20 protein-coding genes are annotated in these 21,099 nt (G+C 59.4%); 15 read left to right on the top strand and 5 right to left on the bottom strand.

What is annotated here, in order from left to right; genetic code table 11:
* Positions 1-112: 112 nt before the first annotated feature.
* Both K5Y33_RS02100 and idi read left to right on the top strand, forming a co-directional pair.
* Positions 113-2,008: a methyl-accepting chemotaxis protein gene (locus K5Y33_RS02100; RefSeq protein ID WP_192236589.1), complete on the top strand. Its 1,896-nt coding sequence runs from the start codon at positions 113-115 to the stop codon at positions 2,006-2,008.
* A 211-nt stretch (positions 2,009-2,219) separates the two neighbouring features.
* A complete protein-coding gene (gene idi, locus K5Y33_RS02105; RefSeq protein ID WP_101763150.1) occupies positions 2,220-2,753 on the top strand; it encodes an isopentenyl-diphosphate Delta-isomerase in 534 nt (177 codons plus the stop codon).
* Positions 2,754-2,792: 39 nt separating this feature from the next.
* Here the strand turns inward: idi and K5Y33_RS02110 are convergent, their stop codons facing one another.
* Positions 2,793-4,259: an MFS transporter gene (locus K5Y33_RS02110; RefSeq protein ID WP_222233171.1), complete on the bottom strand. Its 1,467-nt coding sequence runs from the start codon at positions 4,257-4,259 to the stop codon at positions 2,793-2,795.
* A gap of 215 nt (positions 4,260-4,474) precedes the next feature.
* Between K5Y33_RS02110 and K5Y33_RS02115 the strand changes: the two genes are divergently transcribed.
* Genes K5Y33_RS02115 through K5Y33_RS02130 form a run of 4 tightly spaced genes read left to right on the top strand, consistent with a single transcriptional unit; the run spans position 4,475 to position 8,212 of the window.
* A complete protein-coding gene (locus tag K5Y33_RS02115) occupies positions 4,475-5,383 on the top strand; it encodes an ABC transporter substrate-binding protein (protein WP_101763148.1) in 909 nt (302 codons plus the stop codon).
* A 3-nt stretch (positions 5,384-5,386) separates the two neighbouring features.
* Complete coding sequence (locus K5Y33_RS02120) at positions 5,387-6,553, top strand: ABC transporter permease (RefSeq protein WP_101763147.1); 1,167 nt, start codon at positions 5,387-5,389, stop codon at positions 6,551-6,553.
* Positions 6,546-7,481, top strand: a complete 936-nt coding sequence (locus tag K5Y33_RS02125) for an ABC transporter ATP-binding protein (protein ID WP_217547183.1) — start codon at positions 6,546-6,548, stop codon at positions 7,479-7,481. The genes K5Y33_RS02120 and K5Y33_RS02125 overlap by 8 nt, the downstream gene beginning before the upstream one ends.
* Entirely contained in the window at positions 7,481-8,212 is a 732-nt protein-coding gene (locus K5Y33_RS02130) for an ABC transporter permease (protein ID WP_222233172.1), read from the top strand. Before K5Y33_RS02125 ends, K5Y33_RS02130 begins: the two co-directional genes overlap by 1 nt.
* Positions 8,213-8,381: 169 nt before the next feature.
* On the opposite strand, the gene K5Y33_RS02135 is transcribed toward K5Y33_RS02130, so the two are convergent.
* On the bottom strand, positions 8,382-9,116 hold the full coding sequence (locus tag K5Y33_RS02135; RefSeq protein ID WP_101763312.1) for a MerR family transcriptional regulator: 735 nt from the start codon (positions 9,114-9,116) through the stop codon (positions 8,382-8,384).
* A 151-nt stretch (positions 9,117-9,267) separates the two neighbouring features.
* Between K5Y33_RS02135 and K5Y33_RS02140 the strand changes: the two genes are divergently transcribed.
* Positions 9,268-9,831: a helix-turn-helix domain-containing protein gene (locus K5Y33_RS02140; RefSeq protein ID WP_101763144.1), complete on the top strand. Its 564-nt coding sequence runs from the start codon at positions 9,268-9,270 to the stop codon at positions 9,829-9,831.
* Positions 9,828-10,346, top strand: coding sequence for a GNAT family N-acetyltransferase (locus K5Y33_RS02145; RefSeq protein WP_222233173.1), 519 nt, complete (start codon positions 9,828-9,830; stop codon positions 10,344-10,346). The genes K5Y33_RS02140 and K5Y33_RS02145 overlap by 4 nt, the downstream gene beginning before the upstream one ends.
* A gap of 229 nt (positions 10,347-10,575) precedes the next feature.
* On the opposite strand, the gene K5Y33_RS02150 is transcribed toward K5Y33_RS02145, so the two are convergent.
* Positions 10,576-11,547, bottom strand: a complete 972-nt coding sequence (locus K5Y33_RS02150; protein WP_192236582.1) for a LysR family transcriptional regulator — start codon at positions 11,545-11,547, stop codon at positions 10,576-10,578.
* Positions 11,548-11,704: 157 nt separating this feature from the next.
* Here K5Y33_RS02150 and argH point away from each other — a divergent pair, with 157 nt between their 5' ends.
* From argH to K5Y33_RS02185, 7 genes are read left to right on the top strand one after another with little or no spacing between them, the layout of a single operon-like run.
* Complete coding sequence (gene argH, locus K5Y33_RS02155; RefSeq protein WP_222233174.1) at positions 11,705-13,132, top strand: argininosuccinate lyase; 1,428 nt, start codon at positions 11,705-11,707, stop codon at positions 13,130-13,132.
* A 9-nt stretch (positions 13,133-13,141) separates the two neighbouring features.
* Positions 13,142-14,020, top strand: a complete 879-nt coding sequence (locus K5Y33_RS02160; protein ID WP_101763141.1) for an amino acid ABC transporter permease — start codon at positions 13,142-13,144, stop codon at positions 14,018-14,020.
* Between the two features lie 13 nt (positions 14,021-14,033).
* On the top strand, positions 14,034-14,798 hold the full coding sequence (locus tag K5Y33_RS02165) for an amino acid ABC transporter ATP-binding protein (RefSeq protein ID WP_217547173.1): 765 nt from the start codon (positions 14,034-14,036) through the stop codon (positions 14,796-14,798).
* A gap of 17 nt (positions 14,799-14,815) precedes the next feature.
* Positions 14,816-15,637, top strand: a complete 822-nt coding sequence (locus K5Y33_RS02170; protein ID WP_101763140.1) for an ABC transporter substrate-binding protein — start codon at positions 14,816-14,818, stop codon at positions 15,635-15,637.
* A gap of 12 nt (positions 15,638-15,649) precedes the next feature.
* Positions 15,650-16,495, top strand: a complete 846-nt coding sequence (locus K5Y33_RS02175) for a polysaccharide deacetylase (protein WP_222233175.1) — start codon at positions 15,650-15,652, stop codon at positions 16,493-16,495.
* Positions 16,488-17,375: a polysaccharide deacetylase gene (locus K5Y33_RS02180; RefSeq protein WP_222233176.1), complete on the top strand. Its 888-nt coding sequence runs from the start codon at positions 16,488-16,490 to the stop codon at positions 17,373-17,375. Before K5Y33_RS02175 ends, K5Y33_RS02180 begins: the two co-directional genes overlap by 8 nt.
* Positions 17,359-18,720: an MmgE/PrpD family protein gene (locus K5Y33_RS02185; RefSeq protein ID WP_217547168.1), complete on the top strand. Its 1,362-nt coding sequence runs from the start codon at positions 17,359-17,361 to the stop codon at positions 18,718-18,720. The genes K5Y33_RS02180 and K5Y33_RS02185 overlap by 17 nt, the downstream gene beginning before the upstream one ends.
* Before the next feature lie 239 nt (positions 18,721-18,959).
* On the opposite strand, the gene K5Y33_RS02190 is transcribed toward K5Y33_RS02185, so the two are convergent.
* Together K5Y33_RS02190 and speB are read right to left on the bottom strand one after the other, a co-directional pair.
* Positions 18,960-20,045: an iron-containing alcohol dehydrogenase family protein gene (locus K5Y33_RS02190; RefSeq protein ID WP_222233177.1), complete on the bottom strand. Its 1,086-nt coding sequence runs from the start codon at positions 20,043-20,045 to the stop codon at positions 18,960-18,962.
* The gene (speB, locus tag K5Y33_RS02195; RefSeq protein WP_255610228.1) at positions 20,045-21,001 is read right to left on the bottom strand and encodes an agmatinase; all 957 of its coding nucleotides are present in this window, start codon (positions 20,999-21,001) and stop codon (positions 20,045-20,047) included. The genes K5Y33_RS02190 and speB overlap by 1 nt, the downstream gene beginning before the upstream one ends.
* Positions 21,002-21,099: the final 98 nt, after the last annotated feature.

The raw sequence follows: 21,099 nt of genomic DNA on the forward strand, positions 1-21,099 counted from the left end.
TCACCCAAATCAACTATTTCACTGCTTTGTGATCGTGCTCACCTCAAGTTCCCCATTAACACGCCGTTAACCTCGATCAGGCAACTCGCCAACCAGGGTAAGGGCACACATAATGTTCAAAACAACACAATCCCGTTTCACCGCGACGCTGGTCGCCTTTTTTGCCGGTCTGATGCTGGTTACCGTGCTGGTAATTAATCAGTTTATCGCTCCGCAACTCTCCGAAAATGAAAGTCGTCTGGTACGTTACGAAGTGGACGGCCTGGCCGGACGCATCGTCGAGCAGATGAACCGCGTACAGGCACAGCAGCGCGCCATTACCGAAGCCGCAGGCGTGATGGACAGCGCTGCCATTGATACCTTGCTGCCCGCCTTAGTTAACCAATATCAGGACAGTAACGTGTTCGGCGGTGGCATCTGGCCGTTACCGAACCGTCGCGATCCGGCCAAAGAGAAAGACAGTTCGTTCTTTGCGCGCAACGCCAGTAACCAGCTGCAGGTCAACACTTACTGGAACTCGGACGCCGCCGACAAATACTGGGAGCAATCCTGGTACAAAGATGGTTTGAGCGCGCCGAAGGGCCAGTGCGCATGGGCAAAAGCCTATCAGGATGCTGCCAGCCCGCAGCCGCGTACCAACTGCGCGATGGCGATCTATCGCGATGGCACCGTATGGGGCGTGGCGACCATTGACGTGACGCTCGGCTTCTTCAACCAGCTGGCAAAACAGATGGGTGAGGCGATTCAGGGCCGCGTACTGATCGTTGAAGCCGACGGTAAAGTGGTGGGTAACGCCGCGCTGGTGGATGGTGCGCCGAAGCTGGAAAACCTCGCCGATACCCAGCTGCCGATGGCGTCCGCGTTAAAAGGTCTGCTGGCGCAGGCGGGCAGCCAGCCCGCGCAAACCACCTTTGCAGGTGAAGATGGCGAACACACGCTGTTTGTGCAGGCGATTGCCGGTAGCCCGTGGTATCTCGCCAGCGATGTGCCGTCGAGCTTGCTGGATGCGCAAACTCACAGCATGTTGACGCGTCTGGGGCTGGTGCAGATTCCGCTGGCGGTGATCCTGCTGTTGGTGCTGCTGGGCTTTGTGCGCGCCATGATGAAACGCCTCGCGGTGCTGAACAGCAACATTGAAGCCTTATCGACCGGCGGTGCCGATTTGACGCAGCGTCTGCCCGCCAGTAATAGCCCGGAATTCAACGCCGTGGCGCAGAGCTTCAACCAGTTCATCGCCTATCTGCAAGGCCTGATGCGTCAGGTGGGCGATAGCGCGCTGGCGATTACGGCGGCTTCGCGTGAAATTGCCAGCGGCAACGCCGATCTCTCGGCGCGTACCGAATCGCAGGCCAGTTCGATTGTTGAAACGGCAGCATCGATGGAAGAGCTGACCGGCACGGTACGTCAGAACGCCGATAACGCCACGCATGCGAATCAGCTGGCGGATGGCGCGTCGCAGGTTGCGGCACGCGGTACCGAAGTGGTGCGTCAGGTGGTCACCACCATGGGCGCGATTAATCACTCTTCGCGCAAAGTGGTTGATATCATCAGCGTCATCGACAGCATCGCCTTCCAGACCAACATCCTGGCGCTGAACGCCGCGGTAGAGGCGGCGCGCGCCGGTGAACAGGGGCGCGGTTTTGCCGTGGTGGCCTCGGAAGTGCGCAACCTGGCACAGCGCTCGGCTAACTCGGCGCGTGAAATTAAGAAGCTGATTGAGGAGTCGGTGGCGAATATTGATACCGGCAGCCAACTGGTGGAGCAGGCCGGGCAAACCATGGATGAGCTGATGCAGGGCGTCAGCAGCGTGACTACGCTGATGAGCGAAATCATGTCAGCGAGCCGCGAGCAGAGCATGGGCATCGATCAGGTTAACGTGGCGATTACCCAGCTGGACGGCAGCACTCAGCAGAACGCCGCGCTCGTCGAGCAGGTTTCAGCCGCCGCGCAGTCGATGCAGCAGCAAAGCGTGCAGCTGGAGCAGGTGGTACAAAGCTTTAAGCTGTAAGTTTTGTGGAGTTGGTCGCCATGCATGGCGGCCTTCTCACACACCGCACACATCTTCTCTATTAACGCCATTCCCCGCTTTTTTATGCTGAATTCTCCGCAGGCTGCTACGCTTTAATGTGCCCACGTTAACGCACGGAATGTGCGCTATTTCCTCCATCAACCCTTTGGAGGTTGTGTACAATAGCTGCGAATTTTCCGAAGGAGTTGTCATGCCCGCCATTGAAGTTATTCTCGTTGACCACCTCGATCGCCCTATCGGCAAAATGGAAAAGCTGGAAGTGCATGAAAAAGGATTGCTGCATCGCGCGGTGACGGTTTACGTGTTCAATTCGCGCCATGAAGTGCTGCTGCAACGCCGTGCCAGCACTAAATATCACTGTGGTGGATTGTGGAGTAACACCTGCTGCAGTCATCCCTATCCGCAGGAATCCACGCGCGATGCCGCCGAGCGCCGTTTGCGTGAAGAGATGGGCATGAATGTTGCGTTAACGCCGGTGTTTGAGCTGAGCTACAACCTGCCGCTGAGTAACGGCTTGACCGAGCATGAATATGGCCACGTGTTCTTCGCCATCAGCGATGAGCAGCCGGTCCTCAACCCGGAAGAGGCGGATGCATGGTGCTATCGCTCGATTGCGCAGATTCAGCAGGAGATGCAGGAGAATCCGGCGCAGTTCACGCCGTGGTTTTTGCATACCTTCCCGCGCATTCCCAATACGCTGGGCGAGTTTCGCCTGACGGCTTAAAGACGAAGGTCGCCATTTATGGCGACCTCTGTTAATCCATCACTGAAAATCTTCCGCATCCACGTCGTAACCCGACGGCTCCCAGCGAATCGCCAGCAGCGCCAGTAAGCCAATCAGCGGCGCAAGGAAAATCACCCAGAACACGCCGGTACCAAACGCCGCCACCAGCAGCGGGAAGGTGAACAGCGACACGGTGGAACTGCCGCGCATCAGCGTCTGGTTGAAGCCGACGCCCACGCCGCGCAGCGAAGCTGGATAGCTTAGCGAGGCAAATGTCATGGTGTGCGAGCCGGGACCAAAGCCCTGACCAAACAGGAACAGCGCCAGCATGGCAATCGCCACCGCCGCCTGTTCGCCGCCTTCCGGACGACCAATCAACGCCAGTCCCAGCAGCGCCACGCACTGACAGGCGTAACCGGCCACCGACATCTTCCACGCGCCGAGACGCGGCACCAGCCGCACCGCCAGCAAGCCGCCGACAAAGGCAAACAGCAGATTCAGCGCCAGCGATACCAGAATGGTGGTCAGCATCGATTGCGCAAAGAAGCTGGAGATAATCACAGGCAGGCCAAACGCCACCGCGTTATAGGCAAACGACGAGGCGATGGAGGTGACGGTTGCCAGAATGGTACGACGACGATAGACGCCCTGCAGCAGCGCGCCGTAGTTGCGCCAGCTGGCTTTACGTACCGCTTTCTGCGGCGTCAGATCGGCGTCATCTGCCACCTGCGCGTTGATGTTGTAAGAGTTGCGCAGAATCTCCGCCGCGCCTGTGAGGTTGCCCTGATTGGCTGCCCAAATCGGCGACTCACTCATGTAACGGCTGCGAATAGCGATGATCAGCAGCGCAGGCACCGCACCAAAACCCAGAATCAAACGCCACAGCCAATCGGTGTGGGTTTCGGGCAACACCGCATACAGCAGCAGAACCAGCAGATAGGAAATACTGATCGCCGCGTACCATGTCGGACACCACATCGCCACGCTGGCGGCCTTGTTACCTTGCCCGCGCAGCTTCGAAAACTCGGCGAGAAACGCCATCGCCACCGGTAAATCGATCCCGACGCCCAGTCCCATCACAAAGCGCGCGCTGGCCAGCACATATTCGTTTGGCGCGAACGCACAGGCTAACGCTGCCACCACGAAGAAAAACATGTCGGCCATAAACACACGATAGCGACCGATTTTGTCGGTGAGGTAGCCGCCAATCAGCGCCCCGACAATCGCACCAAAGGTAATCGCCGATGCCACCATGCCGGTGCCTGCGGGCGTCAGCTGGAACTCGCGCGTCACGTCTTTGATGCCAAACGCCAATGCGCCGAGATCGTAGGCGTCAAGGAACACGCCGCCCAGCGCAATCGCGATGACGATGCGCGCGTTGCTGCGTGATTCGTTGCTGTTGTTCACCAGCCCGGAGACATCGGCCGCGCTGCGGATCCATTTGGTCTCACCGGTGGGGACATTCCCTGCCTGCGCGACGTGCGCCGGAGAAGCTAAGTCGGTCATGATGTTTTGTAATTTATTGTAATGAGTGGGACTGTGAGCATAAGCCGCCGTCTTAACATCGAAAATTCCAATTGGTTATATGTGCTGCGTTTTGGTTATAACCCATAGGCTATTGATAGCAAAAAAAGCACGAAGTAAGCCGCTTGACCGCGCCTATCCCCTTTCGCCAGGCTACGCTTGATAGTCACACAATGAAAACAAATGAGGGAAGCGGGATGATAAAGCAGGGTTTATTGGGAATGATGGCATTGGCAATGAGCATGGGTGCAGCGCAGGCGGCGGATCCGGTGAAAGTCGGTTCCAAAATTGATACCGAAGGCTCGCTACTCGGCAACATTATTCTGCAGGTGCTGGACAAACATGGGGTAAAAACCGTCAATAAAATCCAGCTCGGTACCACGCAAGTGGTGCGCGGCGCGATCACCGCCGGTGAGCTGGATATCTACCCGGAATACACCGGCAACGGCGCATTTTTCTTCAACGATGAAAAAGACACGGCGTGGAAGAACGCTCAGCAGGGCTACGAGAAGGTGAAAAAACTCGACGCCGAGAAAAATCATCTGGTGTGGCTGACGCCCGCGCCAGCTAACAATACCTGGACGATTGCGGTGCGCGGCGACGTGGCGCAGAAGAACAACCTCAACACGCTGGACGATCTCAGCGCTTACCTGAAAAAAGGCGGCACTTTCAAACTGGCTGCCTCGGCGGAATTTATCGAACGCAGCGATGCGTTACCGGCGTTTGAAAAAGCCTACAACTTCAAACTGGAGCAGGCGCAGCTGCTGTCGCTGGCCGGTGGCGACACCGCCGTGACCATCAAAGCGGCGGCGCAGCAAACCTCTGGCGTGAACGCGGCGATGGCGTACGGCACCGACGGTCCGGTAGCGGCGCTGGGCCTGCAAACGCTGAGCGATCCGAAAGGCGTGCAGCCGATTTATGCCCCTGCGCCGGTGATCCGCGAAAGCGTGCTCAAACAATATCCGGACATCGGCAACTGGCTGCAGCCGGTCTTCAGCAAGCTGGATGAGAAAACCCTGCAGCAGCTGAATGCGCAGATCGCGGTGGATGGTCAGGATGCCAGCCAGGTCGCGAAACAGTGGCTACAGACCAATAAGTTGCTGTAAGCAGTGTCGTCGTTGTTATTCCGACCGCGCCAGCAGCCGGTGCTGCTGGTGTTAATCGCGCTTATCACGCTGGCGCTGTTTGCCTTGCCGCTATTGAGCTTTGCCGCCAATCGGCTGGTCTCTGGCCAGCCGCTGACGTTATGGCAGGTGACCAACAGCATACTGCTGTTCATCCCGTTGCTGTGGCTGTGGCAGAGCTTGTGGTGGCCGCCGCGCCGCATTCACGCGATATCGGTGCTGCTGGCGGCGGAAGTGCTGCTGGCCTTACTCATCTGGCTGGCCGGACAACAGGCCACGCAACTGGCGAACAGCGGGAGCCCGCTGGCGCGCACCGCGTTTGGCAGCGGCTTGTGGTGTGCGGCGGCGCTGGCGCTGCTGCTGGCGGCGGAAGCGGTCCGGCAAATCACCCGCAGTACCCCGTGGCGCATTGTGCTCAACCTGCAAATCTGGCTGCTGCCGCTGGCGCTGTTACTCAGCGGTCATCTTGATCGTCTCTCGCTTTTGAAAGAGTACGCCAACCGCACGGCGGTGTTTGATGCGGCCTTCACGCAGCATTTGTGGCTGCTGGGCGGCACGCTGCTGCCGACGGTAATCATCGGATTGCCGCTCGGGCTGGCGATTGCGCGCCGTCCGCGCTGGCAGAATGCCGCATTTAGCGTGCTTAACCTGATTCAAACGGTGCCGTCGGTGGCGCTGTTCGGTTTACTGATTGCGCCGCTGGCGGGATTGGTGGCGCATTTTCCGCTGCTGGCCCGTTGGGGCATCAGCGGCATCGGTATTGCACCGGCCTTGATTGCGCTGGTGCTCTACGCGCTGCTGCCGCTGGTGCGCAGCGTGGTGGCCGGTTTGCAGCAGGTGCCGCAGGAAGTGCGTGAAACCGCGCGCGGCATGGGCATGAGCGCGTGGCAACAGTTCTGGCACGCCGAACTGCCGCTGGCGCTGCCGGTGTGGCTCTCCGGGCTGCGCGTGGTGGTGGTGCAAACCGTGGGCCTGGCGGTGGTCGCGGCGCTGATTGGGGCGGGCGGATTCGGCGCCATTGTTTTTCAGGGATTGCTGAGCAGCGCGCTGGATCTGGTGCTGCTGGGCGTGATTCCGGTGGTGGCGCTGGCGGTGATTTTTGATGCGCTGCTGCGTTTACTGTCGGCACTGCTGGAGAGACGTCATGATTGAATTTCACCAGGTGAGCAAAGTGTTCGCTGGCAAAGAGGCGATACGTAACCTGTCGCTAAAGATTGAGAAGGGCAGTTTTACCGTGCTGATTGGCACCTCCGGTTCGGGTAAATCGACCACACTGAAGATGATCAACCGGCTGGTGGAGCACGACAGCGGCGAAATCCGTTTTGCTGGCGAAGCCATCGAAAACATGGATGCGCGCGCGTTGCGTCGTCGCATCGGTTATGCCATTCAGTCGATTGGCCTGTTTCCGCACTGGAACGTGGCGAAGAACATCGGCACCGTGCCCTCGCTGCTCGGCTGGCCGCAGGCGAAGATCACTCAACGCGTCGATGAGCTGCTGGCGCTGCTCAATCTCGACAGCCATCTGGCGACGCGCATGCCGCATCAGCTGTCGGGCGGACAGCAGCAGCGCGTCGGCGTGGCGCGTGCGCTGGCGGCCGATCCCGAGTTGCTGCTGATGGATGAACCTTTCGGCGCGCTCGATCCGGTTAACCGTCTGGCGTTGCAACACGAGATGCTGCGCATTCAGAAAATGTCCGGTCGCACCGTGGTGCTGGTGACGCACGACATCGACGAAGCGCTGACGCTGGCCGATCAGCTGGTGCTGATGGACGGCGGCGAAATCGTGCAGCAGGGCAGGCCAATCGATCTGCTGACGCAGCCGGTGAACGACTTTGCCCGCGAGTTCTTTGGTCGCAGCGAGCTCGGCGTGCGTTTGCTGGCGCTGGGACGTGCGGGCAGCGCGGCGCGACGCGGTGAATGGCTGGACGCCGAACCGATTGCCGAATCGCTGACGCTGCGTGAAGCGCTGTCGCAATTTATTGCGCGCCGCACCGATAAATTGCCGGTGATCGATCAGCAGCAACAGCCGCTGGGCGTGCTGCACTTCAGCGATCTGCTGCGCCAGCGGGAGGCGAGCTGATGCGGCTGTTACGCGATCCGCTCTACTGGCTGCTGGCGGCCTTTCTGCTGCTACTGTGGGGCTTGCCGCACAGCGGTCCGCTGTTTGCTCACTGGTTTCCACAGCTCGAGCGTCCGCTGTATCAGCAGGAGAGTTTCTGGCGGCTGGCGCTGGCGCATCTGGCGTTGGTGGTCAGCGGCAGCCTGCTGGCGTTGCTGGTCGGCGTTGCCTGTGCGGTGTTTGCTACGCGTCACGCCGGGCGCGCCTTTCGTCCGCTGCTGGAAACCGTGGCGGCGGCCGGGCAAACCTTTCCGCCGGTTGCGGTGTTAGCGATTGCGGTGCCAGTGATGGGGTTTGGTGCCACGCCCGCGGTAATGGCGCTGTTTCTCTACGGCTTGCTACCGATTTTGCAGGGCACGCTGGCAGGTTTAGATAGCGTACCGGCCAGCAATCGTGAAATCGCAGTCGGCCTCGGCATGGGGCCGTGGCGACGCTTGTGGCAGATTGAGCTGGCGCTGGCGGCACCGGTGATCATGGCGGGCGTGCGAACCTCGGTGATGATCAACATCGGCACGGCAACTATCGCCTCCACGGTGGGCGCGGAGAGTCTGGGATCGCCGGTGATTATCGGTCTAAGCGGCTTTAACATCGCCTATGTGATTCAGGGCGCGCTGCTGGTGGCGCTGCTGGCGTTGATTTGCGATCGCCTGCTAGAGCGCGTGCAGCGCAAACTTAGTGGGTATGCACAATGAGGCTGTAACCGACCAGCATCATGCCGCCCATGCCGCCAAGCGCCATGATGGCAAACAGGGAACCGATAAGGAGTTTATTCCAGTTCATGAGGAGACCTGAGAAAAGAAATTTAGGGCGGCATGATAACGCGCACACCACGCCAGGCAAAGGCCGTGTGTGCGATTTTACTTATGCGGGATCGTGCAGGTGAATGGCAAAACCCTGCGCCTGCCAGTGTTCAAACTGCTCGACCTGACGGCGCGTCGGCTTTTTGCCGGTCCAGATAAACAGGTTTTGTCCGGGGAATAACTCAGGGCGTGGCATGTCCAGCGGCTCCGCCAACACATCCATGCGCCAGCCTTGCTGCGACAAACGCCAGGCTTCCAGCCAGATGCGGGTACGATCCTCCACCGCCCAACCCAGCATCAAGGCATCTTTACCGGCTTTTTTACGTCCACAGGCCAGACAAAACGCCACATAATCAATCAGCGCGCCATCAAGCAGACTGCACATGGTGCGCGCGGTGTTCTGATCTAAACCAAGACGCTGGCGAACCGGCACGAACACGTGATCGATTAACGCATCCACCGGATGTTCCCGGCCAATATTGGCAATTTTAACGCGCAATTTTGCCGGGCGAACGTGGCGCAGTACGCTCATCAACTCTTCCTGCAGCGCCGACCAACCGTCATCCACATTGACCGTCGCGCCTTCCAGCAACGCTTTCACTTTGCCAACGGGCACGCCGCTCTCTATCCAGCGTTTTATCTCTTCGATACGCTGAACATCTTCATCATCAAACTGCCGATGACCACCTTCGGTACGCTGGGGTTTTAACAGACCGTAACGTCGCTGCCAGGCGCGAAGCGTTACCGGGTTGATTCCACAGCGTTCGGCCACATCCCCGATACTGTATAAGGCCATAAAGTCCTCAAAAATTCTGACCTGCATAACAACACCTTAACCCCCACGACTGGGTTGTACAATGATTTTTTAATTGTACAACTTGACCGTTTTATTTATTTAAGGTCATATCTCATATGTGAGATTTATTTCCCGTATATGAGAGGTGAAGATGTCTGCTTCGGATACCGACGATCGACTGGCGGCGCGACTGGCTGAATTACGCGTTCAACGCGGTTGGTCATTAGATGAATTGGCGATGGCGACCGGCATCAGTCGGGCGTCGTTGTCGCGCATTGAACGCGCCGAAACGAGCCCCACAGCCGCTTTGCTTAACCGCCTTTGCGTGGCCTACGGCTTGACCATGTCGCGCCTGCTGAGCGAGGTGGAAGAGGAGGCCGCGCTGCTGCTGAAAGCGGCGCAACAGCCGGTATGGCGCGATGACGCCAGCGGCTTCCAGCGCCGCAACGTATCACCGCCCGCCAGCCACTTTAAAGCGGAAGTGGTGGAAGGTGTGCTGCGTCCTGGCGCGCGCATCGATTACGATGCGCCGCCGATTCAGGGACTTGAGCAGCACATCTGGCTGCAATCGGGCGAGCTGACCATCAGCATGGACGATCAGCACTGGACGCTGCAGGCAGGCGACTGTCTGCGCTTTCATCTCACTGGCAAATCCGCGTTTGCTGCCCATGCCGAAGGCGGCGCGCGCTACATTTTGGTGGTATGCAAACCATGATTGACATCGAACCTCTCAGCGCCACCCAGGCGCAGCCGCTGCTGGCGGCATTGTGTGATGTGCTGCAGGGCTGCGTCGCCGATGGCGCCAGCGTGGGCTTTATTGATGCGGACGATCGCGCGGCCATTGAGCGCTTCTGGCAGGACAAAATTTACAGCCTGGCGAGCGGCGACAATCAGCTGCTGGTGGCGTATCAGCAGGGCGTGATTATGGCGACGGTGATGGTGGGATTCAGCGCAATGCCGAACGGTCGCCATCGGGCGGAGATCAGTAAGCTGCTGGTGCATCCCCGCGCCAGACGTCAGGGCATCGCGCGCCGCCTGATGCAGCAGGCGGAACAGCTGGCGGCACAGCAGGGGAAAACCCTGCTGGTGCTGGATACGCGCAGCGGCGACGTGGCAACGGATCTCTATTTGTCGATGGATTGGCAGATTGCTGGGTCGATTCCGCTGTATGCCGAGTCAACCGAAGGTGTGCTGGATGCGACTACGGTGATGTATAAGGTGTTGGGGTGATTGTGCTTGTGCCTGCTGTCCCCCATCCCGGCCTTCCCCCACAAGTGGGGGAAGGAGACGCTGCCACATGCAGCTTCATCACTGACATATGGCAGCATCTTCCTCCCCCATTTATGGGGGAGGACCGAGGAGGGGGACAGCGAGCACAGACCGGGGAAAGCGAGCACAAAACTGGACGGACAGCGAGCACAGACCGGGGACAGCGAGCACAATCCCAAAATGCACCAACTCAGTGCGGTCCTTCCGCCTCGCCAATCCCCAGCGCCTGCATAAACAGCCGGATAATCGGGTTTATTTTGCGGCCCTTCTTCATCATCAAACAAAACGGGTTTTCACGGCGAGTCGAATCATCACCCAACTCACACAGCTGCCCACGCGCAATAAACGCGGCGGCATAATGTTCCGGTAAATAACCAATAAAATGGCCGGTTAAAATCAGCATGGCGACAGATTCAACCTGAACCGCCTGCACGCCGCTGTCCTGTAAGGGAATGATGCGACGATCGTCGCGCGGCGTCACATATAAATGATTAATAATTTTCTGCTCACGTAATATGTCCAGCGATATATTTTTATCGCACGATCCCGAATATAAAGGATGTGACATAGAGCAATATAATTTTGAATATTCCTTATAAAGCGGGAAGTAATCAAAATCACTTTTCATTTCATAAACCGGTGCAATACCACAATGAAAACGGCCTTCACTGATGCCGCGCTCAATATCATCTAATTGCGCAGTTTGCAGTCGAATTTGTACCTTTGGCGCTTTCTGGTGCAGCTGTTGCACCGCCGCGGTGACCGGTGATTGCGGGTCGGAGATGGTGTTATCCACCACGCAAATGGCAATGTCACCCAGCAGTTCATTGCGACTGTTGTGCAGCCGCTCGCGAAACAGATTCAGCGAGACGAACAGCTCCAGCGTGGCCTGGTAGACGTTGATGCCGTACTGCGTCAGCTCAAAACCTTCGCGTCCGCGGCTGCATAACGTCATACCGAGACGAATTTCCAGATCGGAAACCTGTTTACTGATCGCCGCCAGACCAATATTCAATTCGTGGCTGGCAGCGGTTAATCCGCCCGCTTCTACCACGCATTTAAATACCCGCAGTAATTTTAAATCGATATTACTCAGTGCCAGAACCGCATTATCGCTGCGATTATTTGCATTGTTTCCGGACTGGGAAACTTTACTTTCCATTTTTGCTATTCAACTCCGGAATAATTGCGGTGAAAGTACAGTGAACCTGAAATAGGCCCTATTTACCAGTGTAGCCATAAAATAAGTGTTTATTATTTCAACTGGCTCATCCATATCTTTTTCATATCGCTGATGATTATCTGTAAGGGGAAATAGCATGTCTGATAATGCCGAACTGTTATGGGGCGCGCGTTTTAAAGCGGCACCGGCGGCGAGTTTAACCGCGCTGTCTCGTAGCCCGGATTATTACTTTGCATTGGCACCTTACGATCTGGCGGGCTGCCGGGCGCATGCCCGTGAACTGGCACGCGGCGAGCTGCTGAGCGCCGAAGAGCTCAGCACCATGCTGGCGGCCATTGACGCGTTAGACGCCGATTATCGCGCCGGTCAGCTACATCCCATTGCCGCCGACGAAGATGTGCACACCTTTATCGAACGCGCGCTGACCGAGCGTTTAGGTCCGCTGGGCGGCAAGCTGCGCGCCGGGCGTTCGCGTAACGATCAAACCGTTAACGACCTGCGTCTTTACCTGCGCGACAACGGTCGCAAGGTGGTGAGCGCGTTGCTGGCCTTGCAGCAGGCGCTGGTCGAGCAGGCGGCACAGCACACCGAAAGCGTCGCGCCCGGTTTCACGCATCTGCAGCAGGCGCAGCCGATTGTTTTGGGTCATCAACTGCTGGCTCACGCGCAATCCTTTGCCCGCGATATTGAACGTATGCAGGATTGGGATCGCCGCAGCGCACGCTGTCCGCTCGGTGCCGCGGCAATGGCCGGTTCTGCCATTGCGCGCCAGCCGGAGCAGGCCGCCGCCGATCTTTCCTATCTCGCGCCGTGCGAAAACTCCATTGATGCCGTTGCCAGCCGCGACTATGCCGCTGAATTCCTGTTTGTCACCAGCATGATCGGCATCAACCTGTCACGCCTGTGCGAAGAAGTGTGCATGTGGGCATCGCGCCAGTTCCGCTGGGTCGAGCTGCATGACAGCTACGCCACCGGCAGCTCCATCATGCCGCAGAAGAAAAACCCGGACATCGCCGAACTGACGCGCGGCCGCACTGGCCGCCTGGTCGGCAATCTGATGGCGCTGCTCACCACCATGAAAGCGATGCCGCTCTCCTACAACCGCGATCTCAGCGACGACAAACGCAACGTGATTGATGCGGTGGATACGCTGCTGCTGGTGCTACCGGCGATGGCAGGCATGATGGCGACGCTGAAATTCAACACCGACGTGATGCGCGAGCAGGCACCGGACGGCTTCACGCTGGCGACCGAAGTGGCCGACTGGCTGGCGATGCGCGGTGTGCCGTTCCGCGAAGCGCATGAGATCACCGGCCAGCTGGTGCAATTGTGCGAGCGCGAAAACTGCGGTCTGTCGGATCTCAGCGATGCGCAACTGCAGGCGGTGGATGTCCGCTTAACGCCGGAGGTGCGCAGTGCGCTGACGCTGGAAGCCGCGCTGGCGGCCCGTAGCGGCTACGGCGGTACCGCACCGGCACGCGTACGTGAGCAACTGGCACGTCTGCAAACCCTGATGCAGGACCAGCAGCGCTGGACCGACGATTACGCTGGCCCACGCGCCTGAGGAGAACTTATGTCGCAATCAACGCCGATTGAGCCGGGTTTGAACAACAGCCGCGAGCAGACGCATTACGATCTCGATCGTTACCAAGTGGTGCCGCGCCGTTACTACGGCCGTATCACCGCGTCGGCGGTGATTCTGCTGCTGCTGGCGCTGCTGGTAAACGCCTTTGCGCACGGCAATATCGAATGGTCGTTTGTCGGCCAGTTCTTTACCGCCCAGGCGATTCTCAACGGCGTGGTCAACACGCTGATCATGTCGGTGCTGGCGATGGGGCTCGGCGTACTGTTTGGCGTCATCACCGCCATCATGTACATGTCGCCGAATCCGGTGTTGCACTACATCGCCGTGGGCTACGCGTGGATTTTTCGCGGTACGCCGCTGATTCTGCAGCTGCTGCTGTGGTTCAACCTCGCGCTGGTGTTTCCCACCATCAGCATTCCCGGCGTGTTCAGCGTGCAAACCGTCACCATCATGACGCCGTTCCTCGCCGCGCTGCTCGGTTTGAGCATCAATCAGGGCGCGTACACCTCGGAAGTGGTGCGCGCGGGCCTGCTGTCGGTGGATACCGGGCAATACGAAGCGGCGAAAGCCATCGGCATGCCGCGTCTGCAGGCGTTGCAGCGCATCATTCTGCCGCAGGCGATGCGCGTGATTCTGCCGCCGGTCGGTAACGAATTTATCAGCATGATCAAAACCACCAGCCTCGCCAGCATGATTCAGTACTCGGAACTGCTCTACAACACGCAAACCATCTACTTCGCCAACGCGCGCGTCATGGAACTGCTGTTCGTGGCAGGCATTTGGTACCTGATTGTGGTCACGGTGTTGTCGTTTGGACAGAGCCGACTGGAACGTTATTTCTCACGCGGCCATCGTCAGCGTCAGTAAACAGGAGCCCAACATGAGAAACATCGTGCGCGCCGTCAAGGTGAACAAATATTTCGACCAGTTCCACGCCCTGAAGGATGTCAGCCTCGAAGTGAACTACGGCGAGGTGATGTGCATCCTCGGTCCATCCGGTTCCGGCAAAAGCACCTTTTTACGCTGCATTAACCAGCTGGAGAAGGTCGATAAAGGCGGAATTTGGGTCGACAACGAGCTGGCGGGCTATCGCATCGCCGGTAACAAACTGCATGCGCTAAGCGACAAACAGATTGCGCGTCAGCGCCTGCAAACCGGCATGGTGTTCCAGCGCTTTAACTTGTTCCCACACAAAACCGCGCTGGAGAACATCATCGAAGGGCCGTGTCACGTGCTGCTGCGCCCAAGGCGCGAAGCCAGCGAAGAGGCGATGGCGCTGCTCGATCGCGTGGGTCTGGCGCACAAAGCGCACGACTATCCGCAGTCGCTCTCCGGCGGTCAGCAGCAGCGCGTAGCGATTGCTCGTGCGCTGGCGATGAAACCCAAACTGATGCTGTTTGACGAGCCCACCTCGGCGCTGGATCCGGAGATGGTGGGCGAAGTGCTGGCGGTGATGCGTCAGCTGGCAAAAGAGGGCACCACCATGCTGGTGGTCACGCACGAAATGGGCTTTGCCCGTGAGGTGGCCAATCAGGTGGTGTTTATGGACGAGGGACGGATTATCGAGCAGGGCGCACCGGAAGACATTCTGCTGAACCCGCAAAATCCACGGATGAAAAACTTTATTAACGCGATTCTTCTTTAAACATTACCGGGGTGAATATGAAAAAGCTGTTATTGAGTGCCATCAGTGCCGCGCTGCTGCTGCAATCCTCTGCCTGGGCAGACATCGCCGTACCCGCGGCGATCAAAGAGAAAGGGCTGACGGTGGCGATCATGCCGAACTATCCGCCAATGGATTTTAAAGATCCGGCGACCAACCAGCTGACCGGCGTGGACTACGACCTCGGCCAGGCGATTGGTGAAAAACTCGGCGTGAAGATCAACTGGCAGGAGATCGCCTTCGAACAGATGGTGAACGCGGTGGTGACCAAGCGCGTCGATCTGGTGATGTCCGGCATGACGGACACCAAAGAGCGTCAGCAGGTGGTGAACTTTATCGATTACTTCAAAACCGGCCCGCAGTTCTACACCCAATCCGCGCGCAGCGACATCAACAGCGCGATGGATCTGTGCGGTAAGAAAGTCGGTACCAGCCGTCGCACCACCTTCCCGCAGGAGATTGCCAACTGGTCAAAAGCACACTGTGAAGCGGCCGGTAAGCCGGCGATCATTGTGGTAGGTGCCGAAGGCACCGCCGATGCGCGCACTCAGCTGCGTCAGAACCGTCTGGATGGCGTGGTGCAGGGCAGTGAAACGCTGCCGTACATCATGGATCTGGAAAAGGGCAAATATAAGGCGCTGGATAAAGCCTTCTCCTTCCAGTACACCGGCATGGCGATTGGTAAAGATGCGGGCGAGCTGACCACCGCGATTCAGGCGGCTATCGACGCGATGATTGCCGATGGCACTTACCAGAAAATCCTCGGCAAATGGGGTCTGGCAGACAACGGCGTGGCGAAGGCCACCGTCAACCAGGGCTAAAGGAGCGCGCAGATGCAACAACCGGGCGCAGTGCGCTGGCCGCAGGGTAAACGCGGCTGTATGGCGCTGGCGTTTGACCTCGACGGTCCCACCGGCGATGCCATGCTGAATGGCAGCCTGTGGTCAACGCCAGAGTATTTTACCTTTGGGGCTTACGGGCCGTACCGCGCGCTCGGGCGTCTGCTTGACCTGCTGCGCGCCTTCCACCTCCCCGCCACCTTCTTTGTGCCGGCGTGGGTGGTGGAGCAGTGGCCGCAGCAGTGTCAGGCGATTATCGAACAGGGCCACGAAGTGGCCTATCACGGCTATCGCCACGAATCCTTCTGGGCGATTTCACCGGATGAACAGCGTGCGGTAATGGCAAAATCTGCTGAAATCTTTCACCAACATCTGGGCATCACCGCCTGCGGTTTTCGTACGCCGTCGGGCGACTGGCATGCCGAAACGCCACAAATCCTGCGCGACGCGGGCGTGATTTATTCCAGCAGCATGCGCGGCGACGATCGCCCCTACAGCATTCCGGTGGCGGGCCATACGCCGCTGGTGGAGATCCCCGGCAAGTGGGAAATGGATGATTACGCCTCGCTGGCCTACACGCGTCAGCCCGATTTCCCCAAAGGCGGCGACCGCATCGCCAGCTATGCGCACACGTGTGATAACTGGCAGCGCGAGTTCGATGGCGCGATGGATGAAGGCTTATGCCTCACCACGCTGTTCCACCCGAAAATCTCCGGCCAGCCGGGACGTTTGCTGCTGCTCGAACAGCTGTTTGCACATATGACGGCGCGCGATGACGTATGGTTTGCGCGCTGCGACGCGGTGGCGCAGTGGTATTTGCAGGAGCAACAGCATGACTGAACCTTCACGCTGGCCGCTGGGCTTCCAGTCGGCGGCGATCCTCACTATCGATTTCAACGATATTCACGGCATTCTCACCCAGGCTCCGGCAGTGGCGGGGCGCGATAAAACGCTGTCGGTGTGGCGCTACGGCACGCTGCGCGGCGTCGATCGCCTGCTGGCGCTGCTGGCAGAAAAGCAGCTCAAAGCCAGCTGGTGTATGCCCGCGATTGTCGCCGAACAGCAGCCGGAACTGGTGCAGCGCATCGTGACCGGCGGCCATGAAATCGCCTGCAGCGGCGATACCCACGAAGATTTCTCGCTGCTAACGCTGGAGCAGCAGATCGCCAGCGTGACGCGCGGCTGCGACAAACTGGCGCAGATAACCGGACGCAAAATCACGGGGTTCCGTACGCCCGCCGGGCAGTGGATACCGGGACTGGCGCAGGCGTTGATCGCACGCGGCATTCAATGGTCCTCCAACTGGCGCGGCGACGATTTGCCGTATTTCCATCCCGGTACGCGTCTGGTGGAATTACCGATGCACTACACGCTGGAAGATGAGCCGTACTTCGCCTTTAACCTCAGCCCGGCTATTCCGCCGGGACAATCGCGCATCGCGCCGTATGGCGAAACTTTGGCGAATATGACGCAGGATTTCCACGGCTTCCACCGCTTTGGCCTGTGCTACTTGCTGCGACTGCATCCGGAAATCATCGGCACCGCCGGACGTATTGGTTTGTTGCGGGCGCTGCTCGACATGCTGCAACAGCACAATGTGTGGATCGCCACCGCTGAGCAGGCGGCGGCACACTGGCAGACGCAGCCGGATAACGATGTCTGCCATCCGGCGGAGGTGTTTACCCGCATCACTGGAGGTGCGCATGGCGAACTCGCTTGATCAACTGGCGGCCTTTATCGCCGGGACGCGTTTTGCACAACTGCCTGAACCGCTGGTGGAGCAGGCGAAACGCCATCTGCTTGATACGCTCGGTGCTTCGCTGGCGGGCTGCGACAGCCCGATCTGGCGCGAGTGTCTGGCGCTGGTGCAGGCCGAAGGTGGCCGCGAACAGGCGCAGATTTGGGGCAGCGCGCAGCAGGCCAATCCGCGACAGGCGGCGTGGCTGAACGGCGTGGCGGGGCACATGTATGAACTCGACGATACCGGCGGCTGCGATCACTCCGGTGCGGTGGTGATCCCGGCGCTGCTGGCGGCTTTGCCGCTGGCGACGCAGCCGGTGGACGGGCAAGCGCTGCTGGTGGCGATGGTGATCGGCTATGACGTTGGCCGCCGCGTGTTAGAAGCCTGCGGCGGTTACTCGGCGCACAACGGCGCAGGCTGGCACTCTACCGCCAGCTGCGGCGTGTTTGGTGCGGCGGCGGCGGTCTGTTCGCTGCTGCAGCTGGATCGCGCGCAGTGTGCGTCTGCGCTGGGCATTGCCGCCAGCTTCAGCGGCGGTTTGTGGGGCTTTATTCACGATGGATCGCACACCAAGAAACTCCATGCCGCGCGCGCAGCAGAAGGCGGCGTACAGGCCGCGCTGCTGGCACAACGCGGTATCAGCGGCCCTTCAGTGGTGTTTGAACCGCGCTGGGGCGGCTTCCTGCAAACCTTAGCAGCGGAAACCCAGCAGCCGCAGGCTTTGACGGCCGATCTCGGCGAGGTGTGGAAACTGGCGCGCTGCTCAATCAAACCCTACGCTTCGTGCCGTGGCACCCACGCGGCGATTGATGCGCTGGGAATCCTGCTGCAACAGCATGATGTGCGGGTAGAGCAGATTGCGCGCATCGTGGTGGGCGTTAATCCGTTCCTGCTGGAGATGTGCGGCGGACGCGAGTTACACAGCCTGGCGGCGGCGCAGATGAGCCTGCCGTATGCGCTGGCGGCGCGCGCACTGTACGGCTCGGCGGAGCTGGCCAGTTATGACGACGCCAAACGCCTGCATCCCGATGTGGAAGCGTTGCTGGCACGTATTGAGCTGGTGATCGATGAGCAGCAGAGCCGCGACGACGAGCCGTGGGTGCGGCTGGAAACCGGGCAGGGCGCGCAGTGGCAGCAGCATGTGCCGGTGCCGTCAGGCGCGCCAACCAATCCGCTCACGCTGGATGCCTTGCTGGCGAAATACCGCAGTTTGGCCGCGCGCGTATTGCCGCTGGAGCAGGTCGAACAGCTCGAGGCGGTGTGTCTGGAGCTGGATGAAGTGGCGGATGTGCGGGAAGTGGTGGGGTTGTTGGGGATTGGGTGATTTTTTCCTTTTGGTGTGTGCTCGCTGTCCCCCATCCCGGCCTTCCCCCATTAATGGGGGAAGGAGACGCTGCCACATGCAGCTTCAGAACGAATATGTGGCAGCATCTTCCTCCCCCATTTATGGGGGAGGACCGAGGAGGGGGACAGCGAGCACATTCAAACCACAGCGAGCACATTCAAACCACAGCGAGCACATCCAAACCACAGCGAGCACATTCAAACCACAGCGAGCACAAACTAAACCCTGCCTGCTAACCCCTCAATCCGCGCTATCGCTGCCAGCAAGCGCGCTTCGGTCACTGCTTCGGCCATGTTCTCCATATCCGGCGCATGCACTGATTCGCGCACAATCAGCGCCAGCTCACTTTCATCCAGCTCGGCAATCTCGCTCAGCGTCAGCGGCACGCCGCAATCGCGCGCCAGGCGCATCTCATCCAGCACTTCCTCATCGGTGCGGTTCTCCAGCGCCAGCAAACAGAGATTGCCAAAGCCGACCAGCAAGCCGTGCCCAAACTCGCGGGTTTTATCGCAGAAGGTAAAGCCTTCATAAATCGCATGCGAAGCCGCCGCGTGTGCGCCGTTGCTCATTAGCGAGGTTAATCCCGCCCAGGTGAAGATCGCATCCAGCACCTGATCGAGCGACGCGCTGCTCTCACCACGCAGCACTGCGGCATACGCTGCCGGTCCATGTTCACCAATTACGTTATAACAGATCTGGCTGTGCGCCAGTGACGAGAGCGCATTGCCCTCGCGTGCCGGATGACGTGCGCTGACCGCGCGGAACTCGTACCACTTCGCCAGCGTATCGCCCAGCCCGGCGGCCAGCCAGCGGGCGGGCGCTTTAGCCAGCAGCTCGCTGTCAATGATCACCGCCGCCGGTGCCTGCGGCAGCGGGAAGATGTCGAAGAAATTGCCGTTATCGTCATAGCGAATACTCAGCGGCGTCACCGCGGAACAGGTGGCGGCGATGGTTGGCAGCGTGATCACCGGCACGCCGAGCTGGGCGCCTACCGCTTTCACCGTATCCAGCGATTTACCGCCGCCCACGCCAATCAGCACCTCGGCGTGCAGCTCGCTGGCCATCGCCGCCAGACGATTGATCTGATTGATCGAGGTTTCACCGCCAAACCACTCCTGCGCCAGCAGCGTGACGTTGGCCGCCAGCAGCTGCGCGCGAACCTGCGCTTCTACTGCCTGCAACGCCTGATGGCCGCCAATCAGCAGCGCACGCTGTCCCAGTCCGGCGCAGATCGCGCCTAATTGGTTGATCACGCCCGCACCGCGCAGCACGCGCGCCGGGAAAACCAGATTCTGTTGTGTCATCACTTGTTCTCTGTGTAACGGACGCCGGGCAACACGCACAGCATCTCATAAAGGATATTGGCCGCCAGCTGCGAGGTCATACCGCTGATGTCGTACGGCGGCGAGACTTCCACCAGATCGCCGCCCACCAGATTGAGTCCACGACAGCCGCGCACGATCTCCAGCCCTTGCATCGAGGTTAAACCGCCCACTTCCGGCGTGCCGGTGCCGGGTGCCCACGCGGGATCGAAACTGTCGATGTCGTAAGAGAGATACACCGGGCCGTCGCCGATACGCGCGCGCACCTCGGCCATCAGCGGCGTCATGGAGCGATACCAGCACTGTTCGGCGGGCACCAGATGGAAGCCCTGATCGACGCCCCACTGAAAATCATCGGCGGCGTAACCTTGCGCACGTTGCCCGATTTGCACCACGCGCTGGCAGTCGAGCAGGCCCTCTTCCACCGCGCGGCGGAACGTGGTGCCATGCGCGATCTTCTCGCCAAACATCTCGTCGTTGGTGTCGGTGTGGGCATCAATGTGAATCAGCCCCATCGGCCCATGCTTCTTCGCCAGCGCGCGCAAAATCGGCAGCGTCAGCGTGTGATCGCCGCCCAGCGTTAACGGGATAATCGGCCAGTTATTCAGCTCGGTATAATAGTTTTCAATGACATCGACTGATTTCAGCAGGCTGTAAGTGTTGATCGGCACATCACCGAGATCGCCGACGCGCAGCGAATCAAAGGGCGCGGCGCCGGTGGCCATGTTGTAGGGTCGGATCATGACTGAATCGGCGCGGATGGCGCGTGGGCCATAGCGCGTACCGCTGCGCTGCGAGGTGCCGATATCCAGCGGAATGCCGACGAACGCCACATCCAAATCGGCTGGTGATTCAGCGGCGGGTAAACGCATCATGGTGCCGCGTCCGGCGAAACGGGGCATTTCGTTGCCGCCTTGCGGCTGGGGGAAATCGGTCATCACGCACTCCTTCAGTCAGGTAAAACCCATCATTACCCAGCCCGCGCGCCGGAAAAATCCTTGACAGCCGATAATCACTTCAGAGATTACTTAACTTT

This window comes from Pantoea sp. DY-17 (assembly GCF_019795975.1).
Classification (GTDB): domain Bacteria; phylum Pseudomonadota; class Gammaproteobacteria; order Enterobacterales; family Enterobacteriaceae; genus Pantoea; species Pantoea leporis.

Bases quoted from the DNA above. Each gene is read 5' to 3' on its own strand.
- K5Y33_RS02100 (WP_192236589.1), top strand. From the start codon at position 113: ATGTTCAAAACAACACAATCCCGTTTCACCGCGACGCTGGTCGCCTTT.
- idi (WP_101763150.1), top strand. From the start codon at position 2,220: ATGCCCGCCATTGAAGTTATTCTCGTTGACCACCTCGATCGCCCTATC.
- K5Y33_RS02110 (WP_222233171.1), bottom strand. From the start codon at position 4,259: ATGACCGACTTAGCTTCTCCGGCGCACGTCGCGCAGGCAGGGAATGTC.
- K5Y33_RS02115 (WP_101763148.1), top strand. From the start codon at position 4,475: ATGATAAAGCAGGGTTTATTGGGAATGATGGCATTGGCAATGAGCATG.
- K5Y33_RS02125 (WP_217547183.1), top strand. From the start codon at position 6,546: ATGATTGAATTTCACCAGGTGAGCAAAGTGTTCGCTGGCAAAGAGGCG.
- K5Y33_RS02130 (WP_222233172.1), top strand. From the start codon at position 7,481: ATGCGGCTGTTACGCGATCCGCTCTACTGGCTGCTGGCGGCCTTTCTG.
- K5Y33_RS02135 (WP_101763312.1), bottom strand. From the start codon at position 9,116: ATGGCCTTATACAGTATCGGGGATGTGGCCGAACGCTGTGGAATCAAC.
- K5Y33_RS02140 (WP_101763144.1), top strand. From the start codon at position 9,268: ATGTCTGCTTCGGATACCGACGATCGACTGGCGGCGCGACTGGCTGAA.
- K5Y33_RS02145 (WP_222233173.1), top strand. From the start codon at position 9,828: ATGATTGACATCGAACCTCTCAGCGCCACCCAGGCGCAGCCGCTGCTG.
- K5Y33_RS02150 (WP_192236582.1), bottom strand. From the start codon at position 11,547: ATGGAAAGTAAAGTTTCCCAGTCCGGAAACAATGCAAATAATCGCAGC.
- argH (WP_222233174.1), top strand. From the start codon at position 11,705: ATGTCTGATAATGCCGAACTGTTATGGGGCGCGCGTTTTAAAGCGGCA.
- K5Y33_RS02160 (WP_101763141.1), top strand. From the start codon at position 13,142: ATGTCGCAATCAACGCCGATTGAGCCGGGTTTGAACAACAGCCGCGAG.
- K5Y33_RS02165 (WP_217547173.1), top strand. From the start codon at position 14,034: ATGAGAAACATCGTGCGCGCCGTCAAGGTGAACAAATATTTCGACCAG.
- K5Y33_RS02170 (WP_101763140.1), top strand. From the start codon at position 14,816: ATGAAAAAGCTGTTATTGAGTGCCATCAGTGCCGCGCTGCTGCTGCAA.
- K5Y33_RS02175 (WP_222233175.1), top strand. From the start codon at position 15,650: ATGCAACAACCGGGCGCAGTGCGCTGGCCGCAGGGTAAACGCGGCTGT.
- K5Y33_RS02180 (WP_222233176.1), top strand. From the start codon at position 16,488: ATGACTGAACCTTCACGCTGGCCGCTGGGCTTCCAGTCGGCGGCGATC.
- K5Y33_RS02185 (WP_217547168.1), top strand. From the start codon at position 17,359: ATGGCGAACTCGCTTGATCAACTGGCGGCCTTTATCGCCGGGACGCGT.
- K5Y33_RS02190 (WP_222233177.1), bottom strand. From the start codon at position 20,045: ATGACACAACAGAATCTGGTTTTCCCGGCGCGCGTGCTGCGCGGTGCG.
- speB (WP_255610228.1), bottom strand. From the start codon at position 21,001: ATGACCGATTTCCCCCAGCCGCAAGGCGGCAACGAAATGCCCCGTTTC.